The 16,320-nt window shown below is 39.0% G+C and carries 18 protein-coding genes and 1 pseudogene; 4 read left to right on the forward strand and 15 right to left on the reverse strand.

Annotation, left to right across the window (positions count from 1 at the left end; genetic code table 11):
* Positions 1-45: 45 nt before the first annotated feature.
* From IAE53_RS10325 to gmk, 5 genes and pseudogenes are all read right to left on the reverse strand, one after another.
* Positions 46-417 carry a hypothetical protein gene (locus IAE53_RS10325; RefSeq protein ID WP_148423703.1) on the reverse strand — a complete coding sequence of 124 codons (372 nt, stop codon included), beginning with the start codon at positions 415-417 and terminating at the stop codon, positions 46-48.
* Positions 418-428: 11 nt separating this feature from the next.
* Positions 429-812 carry a CvfD/Ygs/GSP13 family RNA-binding post-transcriptional regulator gene (locus IAE53_RS10330; protein ID WP_148423702.1) on the reverse strand — a complete coding sequence of 128 codons (384 nt, stop codon included), beginning with the start codon at positions 810-812 and terminating at the stop codon, positions 429-431.
* Positions 813-892: 80 nt separating this feature from the next.
* Positions 893-1,481 (reverse strand): annotated as a pseudogene (locus IAE53_RS10335) (peptidylprolyl isomerase).
* 17 nt (positions 1,482-1,498) lie between these two features.
* Complete coding sequence (rpoZ, locus tag IAE53_RS10340; RefSeq protein ID WP_010279781.1) at positions 1,499-1,711, reverse strand: DNA-directed RNA polymerase subunit omega; 213 nt, start codon at positions 1,709-1,711, stop codon at positions 1,499-1,501.
* Positions 1,712-1,732: 21 nt separating this feature from the next.
* Positions 1,733-2,326, reverse strand: coding sequence for a guanylate kinase (gene gmk / locus IAE53_RS10345; RefSeq protein WP_080519261.1), 594 nt, complete (start codon positions 2,324-2,326; stop codon positions 1,733-1,735).
* Between the two features lie 258 nt (positions 2,327-2,584).
* Here gmk and IAE53_RS10350 point away from each other — a divergent pair, with 258 nt between their 5' ends.
* Positions 2,585-2,926, forward strand: a complete 342-nt coding sequence (locus tag IAE53_RS10350) for a hypothetical protein (protein ID WP_139968624.1) — start codon at positions 2,585-2,587, stop codon at positions 2,924-2,926.
* A gap of 74 nt (positions 2,927-3,000) precedes the next feature.
* On the opposite strand, the gene IAE53_RS10355 is transcribed toward IAE53_RS10350, so the two are convergent.
* Both IAE53_RS10355 and IAE53_RS10360 read right to left on the reverse strand, forming a co-directional pair.
* Positions 3,001-4,077, reverse strand: coding sequence for a metaphase chromosome protein 1 (locus tag IAE53_RS10355; RefSeq protein ID WP_148423699.1), 1,077 nt, complete (start codon positions 4,075-4,077; stop codon positions 3,001-3,003).
* Between the two features lie 48 nt (positions 4,078-4,125).
* Positions 4,126-4,476 (reverse strand): hypothetical protein, encoded by a 351-nt coding sequence (locus tag IAE53_RS10360; protein ID WP_148423698.1) that lies wholly within the window; start codon positions 4,474-4,476, stop codon positions 4,126-4,128.
* 215 nt (positions 4,477-4,691) lie between these two features.
* On the opposite strand from IAE53_RS10360, the gene IAE53_RS10365 reads away from it, so the two are divergent.
* Positions 4,692-6,140 (forward strand): peptide MFS transporter, encoded by a 1,449-nt coding sequence (locus IAE53_RS10365; protein WP_148423697.1) that lies wholly within the window; start codon positions 4,692-4,694, stop codon positions 6,138-6,140.
* 37 nt (positions 6,141-6,177) lie between these two features.
* Here IAE53_RS10365 and IAE53_RS10370 read toward each other — a convergent pair whose 3' ends face one another.
* From IAE53_RS10370 to zapA, 4 genes are all read right to left on the reverse strand, one after another.
* Entirely contained in the window at positions 6,178-7,482 is a 1,305-nt protein-coding gene (locus IAE53_RS10370; RefSeq protein ID WP_148423696.1) for an NCS2 family permease, read from the reverse strand.
* 146 nt (positions 7,483-7,628) lie between these two features.
* Entirely contained in the window at positions 7,629-10,028 is a 2,400-nt protein-coding gene (locus IAE53_RS10375) for an endonuclease MutS2 (protein WP_148423695.1), read from the reverse strand.
* A gap of 15 nt (positions 10,029-10,043) precedes the next feature.
* A complete protein-coding gene (locus tag IAE53_RS10380; protein ID WP_148423694.1) occupies positions 10,044-10,565 on the reverse strand; it encodes a CvpA family protein in 522 nt (173 codons plus the stop codon).
* A complete protein-coding gene (zapA, locus tag IAE53_RS10385; protein ID WP_010279809.1) occupies positions 10,562-10,957 on the reverse strand; it encodes a cell division protein ZapA in 396 nt (131 codons plus the stop codon). Before zapA ends, IAE53_RS10380 begins: the two co-directional genes overlap by 4 nt.
* Before the next feature lie 262 nt (positions 10,958-11,219).
* Between zapA and IAE53_RS10390 the strand changes: the two genes are divergently transcribed.
* Entirely contained in the window at positions 11,220-11,516 is a 297-nt protein-coding gene (locus tag IAE53_RS10390; RefSeq protein WP_148423693.1) for a hypothetical protein, read from the forward strand.
* A gap of 89 nt (positions 11,517-11,605) precedes the next feature.
* On the forward strand, positions 11,606-11,866 hold the full coding sequence (locus tag IAE53_RS10395; protein ID WP_010279817.1) for a SemiSWEET family transporter: 261 nt from the start codon (positions 11,606-11,608) through the stop codon (positions 11,864-11,866).
* A 113-nt stretch (positions 11,867-11,979) separates the two neighbouring features.
* Here the strand turns inward: IAE53_RS10395 and IAE53_RS10400 are convergent, their stop codons facing one another.
* From IAE53_RS10400 to IAE53_RS10415, 4 genes are all read right to left on the reverse strand, one after another.
* A complete protein-coding gene (locus IAE53_RS10400) occupies positions 11,980-12,591 on the reverse strand; it encodes a hypothetical protein (protein ID WP_188353162.1) in 612 nt (203 codons plus the stop codon).
* A gap of 486 nt (positions 12,592-13,077) precedes the next feature.
* Positions 13,078-13,239 (reverse strand): hypothetical protein, encoded by a 162-nt coding sequence (locus IAE53_RS10405; RefSeq protein ID WP_167497527.1) that lies wholly within the window; start codon positions 13,237-13,239, stop codon positions 13,078-13,080.
* A 101-nt stretch (positions 13,240-13,340) separates the two neighbouring features.
* Positions 13,341-15,263: a hypothetical protein gene (locus IAE53_RS10410; RefSeq protein ID WP_188353163.1), complete on the reverse strand. Its 1,923-nt coding sequence runs from the start codon at positions 15,261-15,263 to the stop codon at positions 13,341-13,343.
* Entirely contained in the window at positions 15,247-16,254 is a 1,008-nt protein-coding gene (locus tag IAE53_RS10415; protein WP_167497526.1) for a DUF916 and DUF3324 domain-containing protein, read from the reverse strand. Before IAE53_RS10415 ends, IAE53_RS10410 begins: the two co-directional genes overlap by 17 nt.
* Positions 16,255-16,320 lie beyond the last annotated feature (66 nt).

Genomic DNA, 16,320 nt, shown 5'->3' on the forward strand with positions numbered 1-16,320 from the left:
AAACTATACGCTCTTTTTTCCCTTTGTCAATACCTTTTTCTCGTTTTATTCTTCAAAACTAACAAAAGCCGTTGTTTGCAAGGTTTCTAGCAGTGGATGAATTTCATTAGCAGGCACAAAAACTAGTTGATGATTTAATTCTTTTTCAATTTTAGGCATATCTTTAACGTCAAACGAATAAATCGACATCAAACTATTACCATCTGAAACACTAGTCAGTTCTCCCAAACGCCAATCATCAAAATCAACGGGTCCAAGTAACTTCAACCCTCTCAAGACTGCCCCTAGCGAGGTGTCATTATTGTGTCGATGCATTTTTGTTGTAAAAAATCGGTAACTGTTATCTTTTGATTGTTTTACCAAAAAATACGGCAAGTTGTCTTTGACCGCTATTGCGGTAGCTGCGATTAGTGACATAGGGTCCTCTCTCACTTTCCGATGCGCGTCAACGCTTCTTTGATCCATTCTTCTTTTTGATTTGCAATTGGCGAAAAACCATAATCCAGATGATAATTTGTCCAAAAACGCTTGCGAAGGTTGGTGTTTTTTATTAAGGGCGCCTGCGAATATACATGCATATCTTCTTGACGCAACGACAAGCTAATCTTGCCGTTGTATTGTTCAATATCCATAATCACCACTTCTACCTCTTTACCAAGAGCGAGCTCATGCTTCAAATCTCGCACAACCCCTGATTTACATTCAGAAATATGGATTAGCCCTTGCGTATGTTCGTCAAGTGCCACAAAGGCACCGTAAGGCTGAATTCCCGTTATTTTACCTTTTACTTTTTGCCCAACGTAGTATGACATATAGTTAACCTCTATAAAATATTATATCACGACCATTAATTTCTAGTGTAATTCCCAGTTAAGAGCATAAAAAAAGCAGGTTACTCTCCTGCAATCGTAATTGTCTTAACAATGACATCTTCTTTGGGCTTATCCATCATATTAACTTGTGTGTTGGCAATATCGTCAACAACATCAAGGCCTTCAATAACTTGACCAAATACAGTATGCTTGCCATCTAACCATGGTGTACCGCCATTTTGACGATAATAGTCAGCAATTTCTGTTGGTACATTTCTCAAAGCAGAAGCCATTTGCGCTGGAAATTCAGACGCTTGGACAATGAAAAATTGTGAACCATTCGTATTTGGCCCAGCGTTAGCCATTGACAATGCCCCTCTAACATTAAACAATTGGTCGCTGAATTCATCTTCAAAGCTGTTTCCCCAAATACTTTCGCCACCCATGCCTGTGCCATCAGGGTCGCCACCTTGAATCATAAAGTCACGAATAACGCGATGAAATACGCCATCGTTGTAATAGCCATTTTTTCGCATGAGTTGTAAAATTTTCAACCGTTTTTGGTGCAAGGTCAGCAAACAACTTTACCTTAATGGTGCCGTGGTTAGTATCAAACGTCGCCACTGGTCCTGCAAATTTTTTGGGTTCTAATTGTGGAAATTCTGCCATGTTGCCTCCTAGATAAATTAAACTTCGTCTTCGAAATCAGGGTCAATAACAACGTCCCCATTTTCAATTTCTTCAAGCGCTTGACCAACTGACTTGTTGGATTTGAATGTTTCTTGTGTCGCTGGCATACCGGCATCTAATTCCCGTGCACGCTTTGCCCCCAGTGCAATCAACTTATAGCGCGAATCAACTTTTTCTAAGAGCTTATCAACTGATGGATATAATAACATTTATGTTCTCCTTAATTATAGTTAAATTTGTTCAAATACACGTGTAACGCGTAAGCGCTCGGCCGTAATAATCGCTTTGATACGATCTACTGCACGAGAAACCACGTCATTTTCAACTGCATAATCGTAGTTTATCATCATTTTCAGTTCGTCACGAGCCGCAGCAACACGTTTTTCAATCACTTCACTAGAATCAGTGCCACGACCAACCAATCGTGAACGCAGATTTGTTAAATCGGGCGGTGTTAAGAAAATATAAATACCCTCAGGCATTTTTGACTTCACTTGAAGCGCGCCTTGAACATCAATTTCAAGAAAAACATCTCTGCCGCTCGCAAGCGTTTGGTCAATGAAGCTTTTAGGGGTACCGTAGTAATTATTAACATACTGGGCGTATTCTAACATATCGCCGTTATTAATTCTTTCCTCAAATTGTTCGCGTGTGACGAAAAAATAATCCTCACCATCTACTTCACCCTTACGAGGGGAACGCGTTGTTGCTGAAATGGAATACTGAAAATCAATTCCATCTTCTTCGAAAATCGCCTTGCGAACAGTCCCCTTGCCAACGCCTGATGGACCAGAAAGCACAATCAATAAACCACGCTGTGTCATAATATTCCTCTTTATAAACTAATAGACTGATTATACCAATTTTCATCTCATAATTCAACGAATAGATGTATCAGGCTGGATGAATGAATATTTGTTCGCATGGACATATTTTGTGGTTATCAACAATTATCCCAATTTTATCAACAACCACGCTTTAATTAATTATTCAAGAATTTATTAAGAGGCAACAAAAAGATTGCTTTTTTGAACATTTGTTCGTATGATGGAATTAATCAATTACGAGTGGAGCAGATGAATATGCAAAATTATATTGTACGCCATCAATATAGGTCACCGTTAGGTCGCATACTAAGAGGATTAAAGCAGCTTTTGACACCAAAAAAGCATGTTCCTTTAAAGCGCCAACTCACTGCTAATCAAATCATCACAAGATTGACATGCGCCATCAATCAAGAGGAGCCTGTCACGATTCAAATCAACCAATCACTCTTGAGTGAAGAAATCACTGAATTGACAGGTTATGTATACCAAACACAAGGCGGCCAACTCTGGTTACACGCCATCAAAACGCATCAATCAATCGCAATTCTACCAGGGACAATTCGTCATATTACTTTACTTATCAACACGAAATCCTAAAAAACACGTCAGTGGTAACAACCCGAAAACTAGAATAGGATCCAGCACTAGTTGTTACTATACTGTACGTGTTTTTAGACAAGCTTTTCCAAGTCTTCATCCTCTAATTGACGCAATAAACTATTAATTGCAGCAACATCAACATAATGATCAAGATCTATAATGCCACTCACAATTTTGCCCAAACCTGTGATGGCTTTTTTTTGGCTTAAAAACTTTAAATAAGATTTGACTTCGCCGCCAATACCATCTAAGTCCGACCACTGTGGCGTCCAATACATCATCAAATGTTGTTGCACAAAATCGTTCAACACATTAGCATCCCATTGTTCGTGCGTTAGATTATACTCTTTAGCAATACCGACGTGAAATGCGTGCAACAAGTTGATGACATTCTCACTCACAACACCTTTAACTGAGTTTTCTTTAAATTGTACGAGACGTTTTTCTGCGTATGCTTCTTCAGCTTGAATTTCTTCTGCTGTTAACGTTTCGTTGGGCTTTAAGAATGCCTCTGAAACTTTGAGCGGCTTCAATTTTGGTTCTAAACCACGAAATGTTTCGGCAATAACTGCCATATTAAAATCATCATCGTCTTCATTTTCGCTCAAAAACTTAAATTGTAAGGTATCAATAGCATTTGATGTTTTCATCATTTCTGAAACATCTTTACCTTGCCATTTGAAAAAGTTGATTGCCATCACTGTACGCATAATCATACGCCAAAAATTAACATCAAAATTAGTCGTTTGCGCGACAAAACGATCGTTGACTTGGCTTTCTTTGACCAAAAATTGTTGCATATCAAATAGCACCGGTACTAGTAAAACAAAATAACGCCAATCACGATCGTCACTATTAACCAAGGCAGCCTGCATCGTTTCATTCAAGTTAATCGTTGCCCGCTCATTACTGGTAAATTGCGTAAAATGTTGTTGAACCATAGTGGCAATGACATCATCAAGAAAGAATGATGCAACTTCAAATGTTTCTGGTGCATATTTATTGCGATGCGTCAAAAAATATCGTGCCCTTAAAAAACCTGCAAATTCATCATAATTGAAAGCTGGCATCGCTTTCCTTGCCGTTAACTTTTGTTTAGATTGTACGTGACGCATCTTTTTAATTTGTGCTGATTTGCCTTGCTTCATAATATTTTTGTGTCCCAATGGTCGTCAAACCATTTGACAGTTTCCTCCTTATATGCTGAGATCCAAGTTATATTTACCATTTCCAAATTCTTTTAGTTTAAATTGAAAAACCTGATTTTCACGAGCCAATAGTGGTGTTTTAACGGTTGCTTGTTGTGACCCTTCTAGCTCAGCAATTTCAATTGCGCTATTGATACGCGAAATAACAGGCGCAAAAGCTTTAGGATCTGCAGAAACATAAAACATCTCAGCATTCCCATAGGTTGATGATTTGCGCACTAAATTAACCGAAATTTTGTAACGATTCGCATCAAAAATAATATGATTGTAATTAAAATCTCGTGCGTAGTGAAAGAGTGATGATAAAAATGCCGAAGCATCAAATTTTTCGTTTGCCATAAAATATCCTTAATTTATTCTGATTTGATTATACTATAAAACAACCAACCTCACTAATGACACCTCATTTTAATTCATTTTTTGAATCAATGAAAATATTAAGGATTGAATATTTCACATATTAGGCGTAGACTGGTATCGTTACTTTTAATAAAAATCTTGTGAATGCCTGTTTATTAACGTTAGTTATTGTCACAAGGTCAAAGGAGAGACTTTTGAAAGTCAAAGAAAAACAATTTCTAGGACAGCCGCGCGGATTGCTCACTCTGTTTATGACGGAGATGTGGGAACGATTTTCCTACTATGGCATGCGTGCTATTCTACTCTACTATATGTGGTCATTGATTGCTGACGGTCAACTCAATGTTAGTCGCGCCACGGCTGCTTCCATTATGGCTATTTATGCCTCAATGGTCTATCTCACCGGTGCGATTGGTGGCTTTGTCGCCGATCGTGTGTTAGGACCGCGTCGCACAGTTTTTTGGGGTGGTGTGTTGATAATGGCAGGACACATCGCATTATCAACCCCATTTGGCGCTAAAGCTTTATTTTTATCAATCATTCTTATCGTACTCGGCACTGGCTTTTTGAAACCCAACGTTTCTACATTAGTGGGCTCACTATATAGTGATGCCGACAAACGTCGTGATGCTGGATTTTCTATTTTCGTTTTTGGGATTAACTTAGGTGGTTTTATTGCACCACTGTTGGTTGGAAAAGCGCAAGAAATAGCTGGCTACCATGTTGGATTTTCACTAGCAGCTATTGGTATGTTTATTGGTTTGATACAGTATCATTTCGGTGCGAATAAAAATTTGGCGCCTGCGACAATGCTGCCAAGTGATCCATTAGCTGAAAATGAAATCAAGCCATTATTAACAAAAATAGTGTTTGGTTCTGTGGCACTAATTTTGATTATTGTTGCTATGATGCTGCTTGGTTGGAACAGCTTACCTGATTTCATCAATTTGTTAACTCTTGTTGCCATTTTAATTCCAGTTACTTATTTTATCACCATGATTTCTTCCAAGAAAGTTACAAAATCGGAACGCTCCAGAGTAATTGCTTATATCCCTTTATTTTTAGCCGCTGTTTTGTTCTGGGCAATTGAAGAACAAGGTGCCATTGTATTGGCTACTTTTGCTGCCGAACGTGTTGATTTATCTTTCTTTCCCGCTTCTTGGTTCCAGTCTTTGAATCCATTTTTTATCATGCTTTACACACCATTCTTTGCTATTTTATGGTCAAAATGGCAAAAGCAACCAACATCACCCATGAAATTTGCGATTGGTTTGATGTTCGCTGGTGCAAGCTTCCTGCTCATGGCAATTCCAGGCACCTTATTTGGAACAAATGTAAAAGTTTCGCCGTTTTGGTTAGTTGGCTCATGGGCCCTAGTCATTGTTGGTGAAATGTTGATTTCCCCAGTCGGGCTATCAGTTACAACAAAGTTGGCGCCAAAAGCTTTTAATTCACAGATGATGTCCATGTGGTTTTTATCAACCGCAGTTGGCTCTGCCCTCAACGCACAACTTGTGACACTATATAACGCCAAAAACGAAGTGAGTTACTTTTTCTGGTTTGGTTTAGGATCTGTCATATTGGGTATTGTTCTCGTCTTATTATCACGTTATATACATCGCTTAATGCAAGGCATTAACTAAAAAAGATTGTCCTTAGAAAAGGGCAATCTTTTTTAGTTTAACCAATTTGTAAAATAACCATAAACGCTACAAAAACTAGACCTAAACCATACATAATGGGATGAACTTGTTTACCACGACCTGTCACTAGCATCAAGAAAGGATAGACAATAAATCCTAAAGCAATACCATCTGAGATACTATAAGATAATGGCATACCTAACACTGTGAGAAAAGCTGCCGCAGCCATTGGAAAATCTTCCCAATCAATACTGCCTAAACTACCAGCCATCAACACGCCTACAACAATCAGTGCAGGTGCTGTGACTTGTGATGTCACCACAGTTAGTAATGGTGAAAATGCTAATGCAAGTATAAAGAAAATCCCGGTGAAAACACTAGTCAATCCAGTTCGACCACCAACAGCTATTCCTGTTGATGATTCAATATAGGCGGTTGTAGGTGACGTACCAAGTAACGAGCCACCAAGCATACCAATTGAATCAGCCATTAGCGCCTTTCCTGCGTTGGGCAATTCATTATTAACCAAAAATCCACCTGCACGAGCAGCACCAATTAATGAACCAGCGGTATCAAAGAAAGCCACTAATAAGAATGTGACAACAGCAACTAGCATTTGTAACGACCCAAGGTCTTTCAATCCAAAAATTGCCTGTCCAAATGTGGGCTTTAAGCTAGGCACTGTACTAATAATTTCAGTAGGCGCGTGAACTTGTCCGATGATCAAACCAGCAACAGCGGTAATCACCAATCCAATGAAAATCGCCCCGGGAACGTGGCGAGCAAATAAAGCAAACGTCACCAAAATACCAAATATCGTCAATAATGTCGCAGGTTTACTCCAATCACCAAACCCAATGATTGTATCCTTATTAGCCGCAACAATGCCACCATCAGATAACCCCAAAAAGGCGATGAAAAGACCAATACCACCTGCAATTGCTGATTTTAGATCAGCAGGAATCGCATTAATAATGACCTCACGAATTTTAAAAATAGTTAACAGCCAGAATATGACTCCAGAAACAAACACAGCTGCCAAGGCCGTTTGCCACTTAACGCCCATCCCCAAAACAACAGAATAAGCAAAAAAAGCATTGATCCCCAAACCCGGTGCAATAGCAAATGGATATTTTGCAACGACACCCATAAATATTGTGGCAATCGCTGCAATTAATCCTGTGGCTGTAAACACAGCCCCCTTATCCATACCAGCCGCGCCTAAAACACTTGGGTTAACAAACAAAATATATGCCATGGACACAAATGTGGTCAAACCAGCCACAAACTCAGTTCTAATCGTAGTGTGATTAGCGCTTAAGTTAAAATATTTCTCAATCATGCCTATTTTTTCTCCTCACTTTTTTAAATATGAACCGCACAAATACGGTTACGTCTCAAAATGACACAAGATTAATTGTCGCACTTTTTTGCATTGAATACAAAATAACGGACAAATTTTGACCGTAAAAAAAGTAAGCACTTTGCTTACTTAAGTGTCACAATTGTCGCACCATCACCACCCGCATTAGCGTTAGCGAAATGATATGAATCAACACGCCGGTCCGAACGTAAAAATTCGGTCACGCCTTGTCGTAGTGCACCTGTGCCTTTTCCATGAATAATTTCAACTGGGCTAATATTAGCTAACACTGCTGTATCAAGGTATTTGTCTAGTTCGCTAAGGGCTGCTTCATAGCGTATGCCTCGCAAATCAAGCGTTGATTTCACCGTGGCACGTGCCGATCCTGCAGCTTTGGTACGGGTTATTTTCTGTTGTTTCTGCTTTGATTTTTCCTTTTGTGCCTTAATCGTCGCCTCAGTTTTTACAATGTCGTCTTCGTCAACCAACATCTTTAAAATACCCATCTCAACTTCCCATTGACCATTACTATGCTTTTTTACAAGCGTGCCTTGTTGTCCATAGGATTGTACGGTAATGTCATCTCCAGGTGATAATTGCTTGGCTTTTTTAGCTTTCTGAAGGACTTTATTCTTTTCTAAACTCACATTTTGGCGTAAATTATCAAGTTGCCCCTTTTTTTGTTGCAACTCTTGTTCAGTAGATGTGGCTTTTGCACCACCATTTAAACGTTCTCGACGAATTTCACTAATTAATTGCTCTGCTTTCTTTTTGGTAGCTGCAACAATGTGATTGGCTTCATTTTTGGCATCTAACAATATACGCGCTTGATCTTTGTCAAGTTGCATTTCTTTGTCACGTAACGCTTCAGCTTGCAATTTTGTATCATTTAACTGATTAGTCAAGGATACGTTTTTCTTTTTTACCTCGTCGCGTTGCGCCACCAAATCAGCAATCATATTGTTCAGATCCTGGTCTGAGTCGTTGGTCAAAGATGTCGCTGCACCAATCACATCCTCACCAAATCCTAAACGCTTAGCAATCGCTAAAGCGTTAGATTGCCCAGGGACACCCATCAAAAATTGATAAGTTGGTTGTAGCGTTTCGACATCAAAAACCATTGAAGCATTTTGTGTCTCAGGTCGATTATAACCATATAACTTTAATTCAGGGTAATGTGTCGTGGCAATGGTATAAGCCCCTAAGCTCGCAACTTTATCCAAAATAGCAATTGCCAATGCTGCCCCTTCAGCCGGATCGGTACCGGCACCGAGTTCATCGAAAATAACCAAACTTTTATCATCAATTTTGTCCAGCATCGACACAATATTTGCCATGTGCGAACTAAATGTTGACAGATTCTGCTCGATAGATTGCTCGTCACCGATATCCGCAAACACTTCTTTAAAAATACCGACAGTTGATGGCCGCTTCGTCGTAATAAACAATCCTGACTGTGCCATCAATTGCAGCAGTCCTAATGTCTTGATGGTGATTGTTTTACCACCGGTATTAGGTCCTGTAATGATAATTGTTTTATAGTGGTCACCAATTGCAATATCATTAGCCACTGCAATTTTTTGATCCAATAATGGATGCCAAGCCTGAGCCAATGAAATATGATTGGCTGGATTTACAAGTGGTTGCATGGCATTTAATTTTGCAGCCAGTCGTGCTTTGGCATTTACAAAATCAAAATGACCGAGAATAGACACGTTACGTTGAATTTCAGTCACGTATGGCATTAACTCAGCTGATAATTCCTGTAACACCCGTTGCTCTTCTGCGTGTGCTTTGACGCGCAACTCACTAATTTTATTATTTAAATCAACAACCGACTGTGGCTCAATGTACAGTGTCAAACCAGATTGGCTTTGGTCCTGGACAACGCCACCAAATTGATGACGATATTCCGCTTTGACCGGTATAACATAGCGATCGGCACGAATCGTGACGATCGGATCGCTCAAATACTGAGCAGATTTACCACGAGTAAACGCCTGCATTTGATTTTTAACCGCATTCTCATTACCCACAATTTTCCCGCGCAGAGATTTTAGTTCAAAAGATGCTTCATCATTAATGCGACCGGTTTCGTCAATAGCAATTTGAATCAGTCGCGTTACATCAGGTAACGTTGCTAAGTTTGCCGCCTGTTCTGGTAGCACATGCAATGATTCACCAATCGTTTCGTCTTGCATTTGTACAAAAAAATTAGCGATTGTGCCCGTATTACGTAGCACCTGACCTACCTGAGAAATTTCAGTTGCACTTAGTGAGGCTTGCATTGTCAAACGCTTCAAATGAGCGCTGATATCAGCTAATTTACTGAGTGGAATACCACCCTTGAGGCGATCAATTAAAACAGCATCCGCTGTTTCTTGCAACCAATAATTGATTTCTTGCTCATCAATACTGGGCAATAGCGCACGACCTTCCCGTTGCCCTGACGAAGTCACTAAAAATGCCGCTAATTGGGATTTGATTTTATCGTATTCAAGTGTCTCTAAAACTTTACTGTTCATTTATTTTTCCTAAAATTACAACCACCAGTGATAAATTTGGTCAGCCAAGAACGGGGTTTTATCCAATATGGTATTAAGCAGTGGCGTATTTAAAAATTGGTCCTGCACCCATGCATTGGGAACAACCGACAACATTTCAAGTACAAAAAAAGCAATGCTTGCACCAATAAGGCCACAAAATATCGCGCCCAAAACGCCATCTAACCAACCAAGAATCGGTATACGCCGCACAATTTTAATTGTTCTCAAAATAGCGTGACTGAGGATACCACCAACAATGATTATTAAACCAAATACCAGCCCAGAAGCTAGAAATTGCGACCCGTCGCCTATCACCGATTCTGGAATTGTGGTGCGGACAAATTGACCAGATACAATGTGTGTCAGATATTGACCAACTGGTTGAGATAATTTAATCGCAATGTACCAGACCACTACCCAAAGAACTAGTCGTAGTAACGCACGTATGACCCCTTGACGATAGCCAGAAAAAATCCACAATAACACAAATAAGAACGATAATCCTAATATAATCATTGTTCTGTACGCTTAAAGATTTGATTCGAAGTACGCGAACGACTTTCCTGCTTTGCCGTATCAATAATACTTGACACGGCACTTGTTTTAGCCTTAGGTTGTGTAGGTATCTCGTTACGCTTCTTGTCGAGTTCAGCCTGTAACCGCGCGACTTGTTGCTGCAAATCATCTATTTCTGCTTGCTTGTAAAGCTGATCAGAAATTGCGTTAAATGTCACCAAAGTTGCTTGATCTAAAGGTGCAAGTTTTGGCGCAACAATAGCTATTTGGGCAAACTGCTTATTGATCAATTCTTCGGTTGCTTTAAAATGCGGAATGCTCGCATGACCGGATATAATGTATTTTTTGCCGGCAATGACGGCTTTATATTGTCTTTTTGCTTGTTTTGTCATGCTTTAATTATACAATAAAACCTATCAACACGCTAAAAAACGAGGTCATCTGCTTTGATTAGATTATTCGCACTGACACAAACAGAATTAACAAACTCAAGGTTTTCCAACACATTACTAAACGATGACTCGATTTTGCAGAAAAATATTATGTGCAATAACAAGTTCGTCTTCTTTTAACTTTTCAATTTTTGCGTTATGATTAATGTATAAAGTAAACGTTTACATTACTAAAATCATCATTTTATTAGGAGGAACCACAATGGCAGCATATTATATATTCGAGATAAATCCTTCATCAAATCATGCCCTAATCAAGGCAGCTCACGTCTATCGTGTCACAGACGATCATCAATTCGATGCCACTAAAGTCATCTCACTCGACCGAGAAACGATTGTATCCAAAATCCAAAACGGATTTGGATTTAGAGTATTAACTAAAAGCGATGGTCAATGGCATGTCGGCAATCCCGTGGCCATTGATGAAAATGGTTATATTAAAATGACGCCTGATGGTATTAAAGCTGATTATTTAGGTCATCTGCCAACTTATGACTAGTTTTATAACACCTACAACCTAAAAACCGAAACTATCAATTTGATTTTGATAAATGATTTGCCTTATAATTTTGTAGTAAGAGGTAATCAATGAAAAACGAAAAATTTATCAAATATTTGAGTTGGACAGCGACCATCATGTCAATTATGATGTATGTTTCTTACATCCCCCAAATTTTGAACAATCTCTCTGGTTCAAAAGGAAATCCCGTGCAGCCCCTAGTTGCCGCTATAAATTGTGCCTTGTGGGTCACTTATGGTTTGATCAAAGAAGATCGTGACTTGCCATTAGCTGCAGCTAATTTCCCTGGTATTATTTTTGGCATTGTCACTTTCTGGACCGCCTTATAATATTCATTAATATTTTTTAGTCGACATGTTACGCATGTCTTTTTTTATACTTTCGCACAAAAAAAGAGCCTGATGAATGGCTCGATTGCGCGATGTGCAAACAGTTCATATTATTAGTGTGCGTTTAATACAGATTGCGCTTGAGCCTCTGTGTCTTTTGCATCTTGCAAAGCATTGTCTAATTGCTTTTGCAAATCGGAATTTTTGTTGTTAGCTTCATTTAGTTTTTGTTGCGCATCATTTAATTGATTTTGTAACTGTGAGGCTTTGTTATTAGCTTCTGAAAGCTGACTTTGAACACCGTCAAGTTCCTTTTGCTTGTCAGCAACTTTTTGATTGCCCTCAGCAATTTTTTGATTAATTTCGTCAATTTTTTGTTGAATTTCTTGTTGCTTTTGTTGTAATTCTTGTTGCTTTTGGTTATTAGCTTGAGTCAATTGATCTTTAGCCTGTGTTAATTGGTTTTGCAGACTAGTTAATTGAGATTGCATGTTTGCTACATTGTTTTGCGCGTCTGTCAATTGATTCTGCGCTGTCGTAGTTTGCGTGCTCAATGATGTAATTTTGTTCGACTGTGCTGTCAATTTATCACCTAACTGGTCAATAATTGAGCGTGTATGACTTAAATTAGGTGACCCTTGCCATGTGTTATTGTCGGCTAAAACGATTCCTGTGCCAAAAGCGGCGGCAATAGCTATCGTAGCAATAGTTTTTTTGTACTTCATCATTTCTCCTATAAAATTGTTCATAATTTGCACATGTTTAATATCATACTTTGTATATATACATTTGTCAATTGAAATATATACATTATTTTATTTATTTTTTGCATTAAAAACGTTGTCACAAAGCTATTGCTATTCGTTTATCAATTTTTAACCATTTTCGTTATATTTATGTTCAAAAACGATACCAAAATCTAAAAAAAGACATTAGCGAAAGCTAATGTCTTTTAACGTGATATGATGATACTTCATTGTCAACTAGGGTCATTTTTTAAAATGATAATAAATCATTGCCGTTACCATCATCAATCCTAATGCCAAACAAAACACAAAGTACAACCAAATGTTGATGTAATCTTCAGAACTTAAATACATGGCAATATCTCCTTAAAAATATTACCCCTCTTGTTAATTATTTTACACCCATTTTTATCATTCTGAACTCATGATATATTACCGTATTATCACAAAAACAAGTATGTTGTGTCACGGCTTTTCATGTTTCATGACAATAAAATAATTAATCATCGCAACTGCGATTCTTATAGTGGCTAATATCTTGAACCACAACGCTGCAATGACCATGCTGAGTATGATACTGCCAACAATAGTCATCAAAACGAGATTGTTCGCTGTCTTTAAATTCACGGCGCCTCTCCACTTCAGAACTCATTTAATCGCCATTATACACAAATTTTATTATAAAAAAAGATTCAATCAACATGTTAGATTGAATCTTTGGTATTTTTTTATTCTAGTCCATCAACTAAAGAATAGGTTACTGACCCGGTATAAGTCCCGATTTTTTCAGATCGTGCGGCTTGCACTAGCAAACCGTGATTGGCGTCGGTTGTATATGTCCAGTGACCAGCAGTTGCCGCATCACCAATGGTGCCAGCCGTGAAATCACTCGCATTTAAAATCGTTTGCGCTTGGTCATTTAATGATAACACCTCATTGGTGCTATTCTTCTTAAAACCATATTGTCGACTACCTGTTCCTGTCACTGATGCTTGTAAGCTGAATGAAGCCGTTTGGGAACGCGAATCATAAACATCAAAAGTTTGCGTATTATCCCCACTGCCATTACGACTCAGCCAGACAGGTGTGTTGTCAGTTGGGAAAATTGGATTGGATAAGGCGTAATTCCAAACGCTGGGGTTCACCGTAAAACTGTTAGCTAACAATCCAGGTTCAAAACGAATCCCAAAAGCCGGCTTTAATTTAGTTGCGCTACTATTTGTGGCTAACGGCGGGCTCATTTGATCCCCAGGCGTTCCATTGCCGTCCCAAGCGCCGTTAATACTACCAATTTCAGCTACATAACGTGCTGTAACAGTGTCATTATTCGCTGCATAGCCTAAAATTGTTAACGGTGTATTGGCAATAACAATTCGCATATTGTCTTGCTGAAGTGGTGGTGTAGCTGCATTTCGCATTGAAAAGAAGGCAACACCATCTAGTGTGAGTGATGAACCGGAAAATGCTGTGCCATTGAACACGCGAATGGCAGAGTTATTTTGAGTATTTTTTGATTCTAAGGTTGTTTGACTGCCAGCCTGTGCACTGACGTTTAAAATGGCAACATTGTCCATCTTAATCAAGCCAGTATTAGAAGTAATATTGCTGACAGAGTTAGGACCAAACGTTATGTTCGTGTTGGCAATTCCGGTACCGCCCACTACAAAAGAACTTGTAATAGTTTGATCGGTTCCTGTCGTACTATTTGTGGCATTACCATCAATCACTGCCGACATTGTTCCATTGTTAGTGATGTTAGCCGTTTTGGCTGTTGTATTGCCAACTAAAAACGTTCTTGCTTTAGCATGATTGTTAATTATTAGGTTAGCACCACTATCTACTGTAAATGCCACTGATGTATTGACAGTGCCGTTGGCACTCATATTAATCATAGCGGTTTGTGCCGTAGATCCAGATGTTCCCCACGTCATCGTCGTGCTGCCACTGACAATTTCAGCATCAGAAACCGTACTGAAATTAGCCCCAGATAATCCACCTAAAGCAAGGACATTCGTACCAGTAAATTTCATTGGCACATACATCGGTGTCAGCATCGTGCTTTTGCCATCTGCTAAGTTAGGATAGTTAATTGAGACATTATCATACGTTATCGTCCCGCTATTAGCCGCACCATAACCGGTGAGGCCTGAGAATAAAGAATTTATGCCTAACAAAAAACCAGAAATCGTTGCATTAGCGTCTGTTGGACTTGGTACTGTTGCAGCACCAGATGTATTTGATATGTTGCTACTTGCTGATGTCAGATTATGAATCACAACACTGACATCAGGTGTTGAAGTGCCCATAATAAAACTGGATTGATTTTGATCGGCAACATAGTACATATGATTGTTGAAATTAATATTTACTGTTCCTGAAAAATTACTGTTTAGCAATGCCTGCTGTGCCGGAATAGTAATATCATTATCAACTGAAATACTAATACTTGCGGGTGCTGGATTTTGAACACGCCAATAACCACCTGTATTTCCTGCTCCCAATAAATCAGCTAAATCTTGCCCCGTCGTAATATGATAAACATCCCCATCCTTTGTCACATCAGCATTGACTGTTGTGGCAAAAGCAAATCCAATCAGCATCGTGAAAAATAAAAGTAAAAATTGTATTTTTTTGTTATTCTTCATCGTCATGATTCTTTTTCCGTTTCATTAAAATGATCCACCAAATTAGAGCGAGAATAATCAACAAGAGAATCGCAATCAGTAGCCACCACCATTCAAAGGTCCCACGAACACGTATCGGTTGATTGGCGACTTTTTCAGCTTTTTTGACTGTAAATGGTTCGCGCCATTCCCAATGGTGACCTTTTTGATCGGTAGCAGTGCCGATAAAGTGATATTTTCCAGCCGGAATTGTTTTTGAATAACGAATGACATAGTTAAATTCAGAATTAGGTGCTACTGATCCTGAAGCAACTGTTTTCGTGTTCAAAGTTTCCCCCGTTTTATCATTGACAGCTTTAGCATCAATTTTTAATTTTGAGATATTGATATTGGTGGGATTCGCCATTGTGATAATCACGCCAGGCAAATAATGGTACTGACCAACTTTGATCTTGTTAATTTTTAGGTCAGGATCAACAGCGTTATCATTTTGGCGGACAACAATACCTTTAACATAGGCAAATTTGTTCGTAATACCGTTTTTTTCGTTTTTTGTCAGCCGTTCAACTCGAACCGCACCAGCGACAATACCATCAAACGTTGTGTCCGGCATCGTTAAAGTGACTGAAAATTGTTTGCTGGCGTTAGCCGGTACTGTGATCTTGGTTGTACTCAACTTCGTCATACTTTTAATTTGCAGGTTTGGCGTTGCACCCACGCCCTTACCATTGCCAGCAGAAGAGTAATCAATAATGACATTATCTGATGTTTGAGCGGGATTAACAGCAATTTCGTATGTCGATGACACGTTGGACATGTTTTTAACGCCTAATGTCAATGTTGTGGTTTGCCCAGGTTGCATTTTCAAATCATAATAAGACTGATTTGAGGCTTGTAGCTCATTTGGCTGGCTAATAATGGAAAAACCTGATTGTTCAGCAACATCAGCAGCGAAAGCAGGGTGACTAACAGCACAAAATAGGGCTGCTGCCAGCACTGCAATTATCTTTTTTATCATGTAAGACCTCTTGCGTTTATGAAACGAAAAGCAGGTCATGGTCGGCCTGCTTTTGCATCATCTATT

It is taken from the genome of Leuconostoc sp. S50, from assembly GCF_016624925.1.
Classification (GTDB): Bacteria; Bacillota; Bacilli; order Lactobacillales; family Lactobacillaceae; genus Leuconostoc; species Leuconostoc pseudomesenteroides.

Coding starts and splice junctions, on each gene's coding strand:
- zapA (WP_010279809.1), bottom strand. CDS start 10,957: ATGACAAAACAAGCAAAAAGACAATATAAAGCCGTCATTGCCGGCAAA.
- IAE53_RS10380 (WP_148423694.1), bottom strand. CDS start 10,565: ATGATTATATTAGGATTATCGTTCTTATTTGTGTTATTGTGGATTTTT.
- IAE53_RS10350 (WP_139968624.1), top strand. CDS start 2,585: ATGCAAAATTATATTGTACGCCATCAATATAGGTCACCGTTAGGTCGC.
- IAE53_RS10395 (WP_010279817.1), top strand. CDS start 11,606: ATGAAAAACGAAAAATTTATCAAATATTTGAGTTGGACAGCGACCATC.
- IAE53_RS10415 (WP_167497526.1), bottom strand. CDS start 16,254: ATGATAAAAAAGATAATTGCAGTGCTGGCAGCAGCCCTATTTTGTGCT.
- IAE53_RS10390 (WP_148423693.1), top strand. CDS start 11,220: ATGGCAGCATATTATATATTCGAGATAAATCCTTCATCAAATCATGCC.
- IAE53_RS10325 (WP_148423703.1), bottom strand. CDS start 417: ATGTCACTAATCGCAGCTACCGCAATAGCGGTCAAAGACAACTTGCCG.
- IAE53_RS10375 (WP_148423695.1), bottom strand. CDS start 10,028: ATGAACAGTAAAGTTTTAGAGACACTTGAATACGATAAAATCAAATCC.
- IAE53_RS10330 (WP_148423702.1), bottom strand. CDS start 812: ATGTCATACTACGTTGGGCAAAAAGTAAAAGGTAAAATAACGGGAATT.
- IAE53_RS10410 (WP_188353163.1), bottom strand. CDS start 15,263: ATGACGATGAAGAATAACAAAAAAATACAATTTTTACTTTTATTTTTC.
- IAE53_RS10370 (WP_148423696.1), bottom strand. CDS start 7,482: ATGATTGAGAAATATTTTAACTTAAGCGCTAATCACACTACGATTAGA.
- gmk (WP_080519261.1), bottom strand. CDS start 2,326: ATGACACAGCGTGGTTTATTGATTGTGCTTTCTGGTCCATCAGGCGTT.
- IAE53_RS10360 (WP_148423698.1), bottom strand. CDS start 4,476: ATGGCAAACGAAAAATTTGATGCTTCGGCATTTTTATCATCACTCTTT.
- rpoZ (WP_010279781.1), bottom strand. CDS start 1,711: ATGTTATTATATCCATCAGTTGATAAGCTCTTAGAAAAAGTTGATTCG.
- IAE53_RS10355 (WP_148423699.1), bottom strand. CDS start 4,077: ATGAAGCAAGGCAAATCAGCACAAATTAAAAAGATGCGTCACGTACAA.
- IAE53_RS10400 (WP_188353162.1), bottom strand. CDS start 12,591: ATGAAGTACAAAAAAACTATTGCTACGATAGCTATTGCCGCCGCTTTT.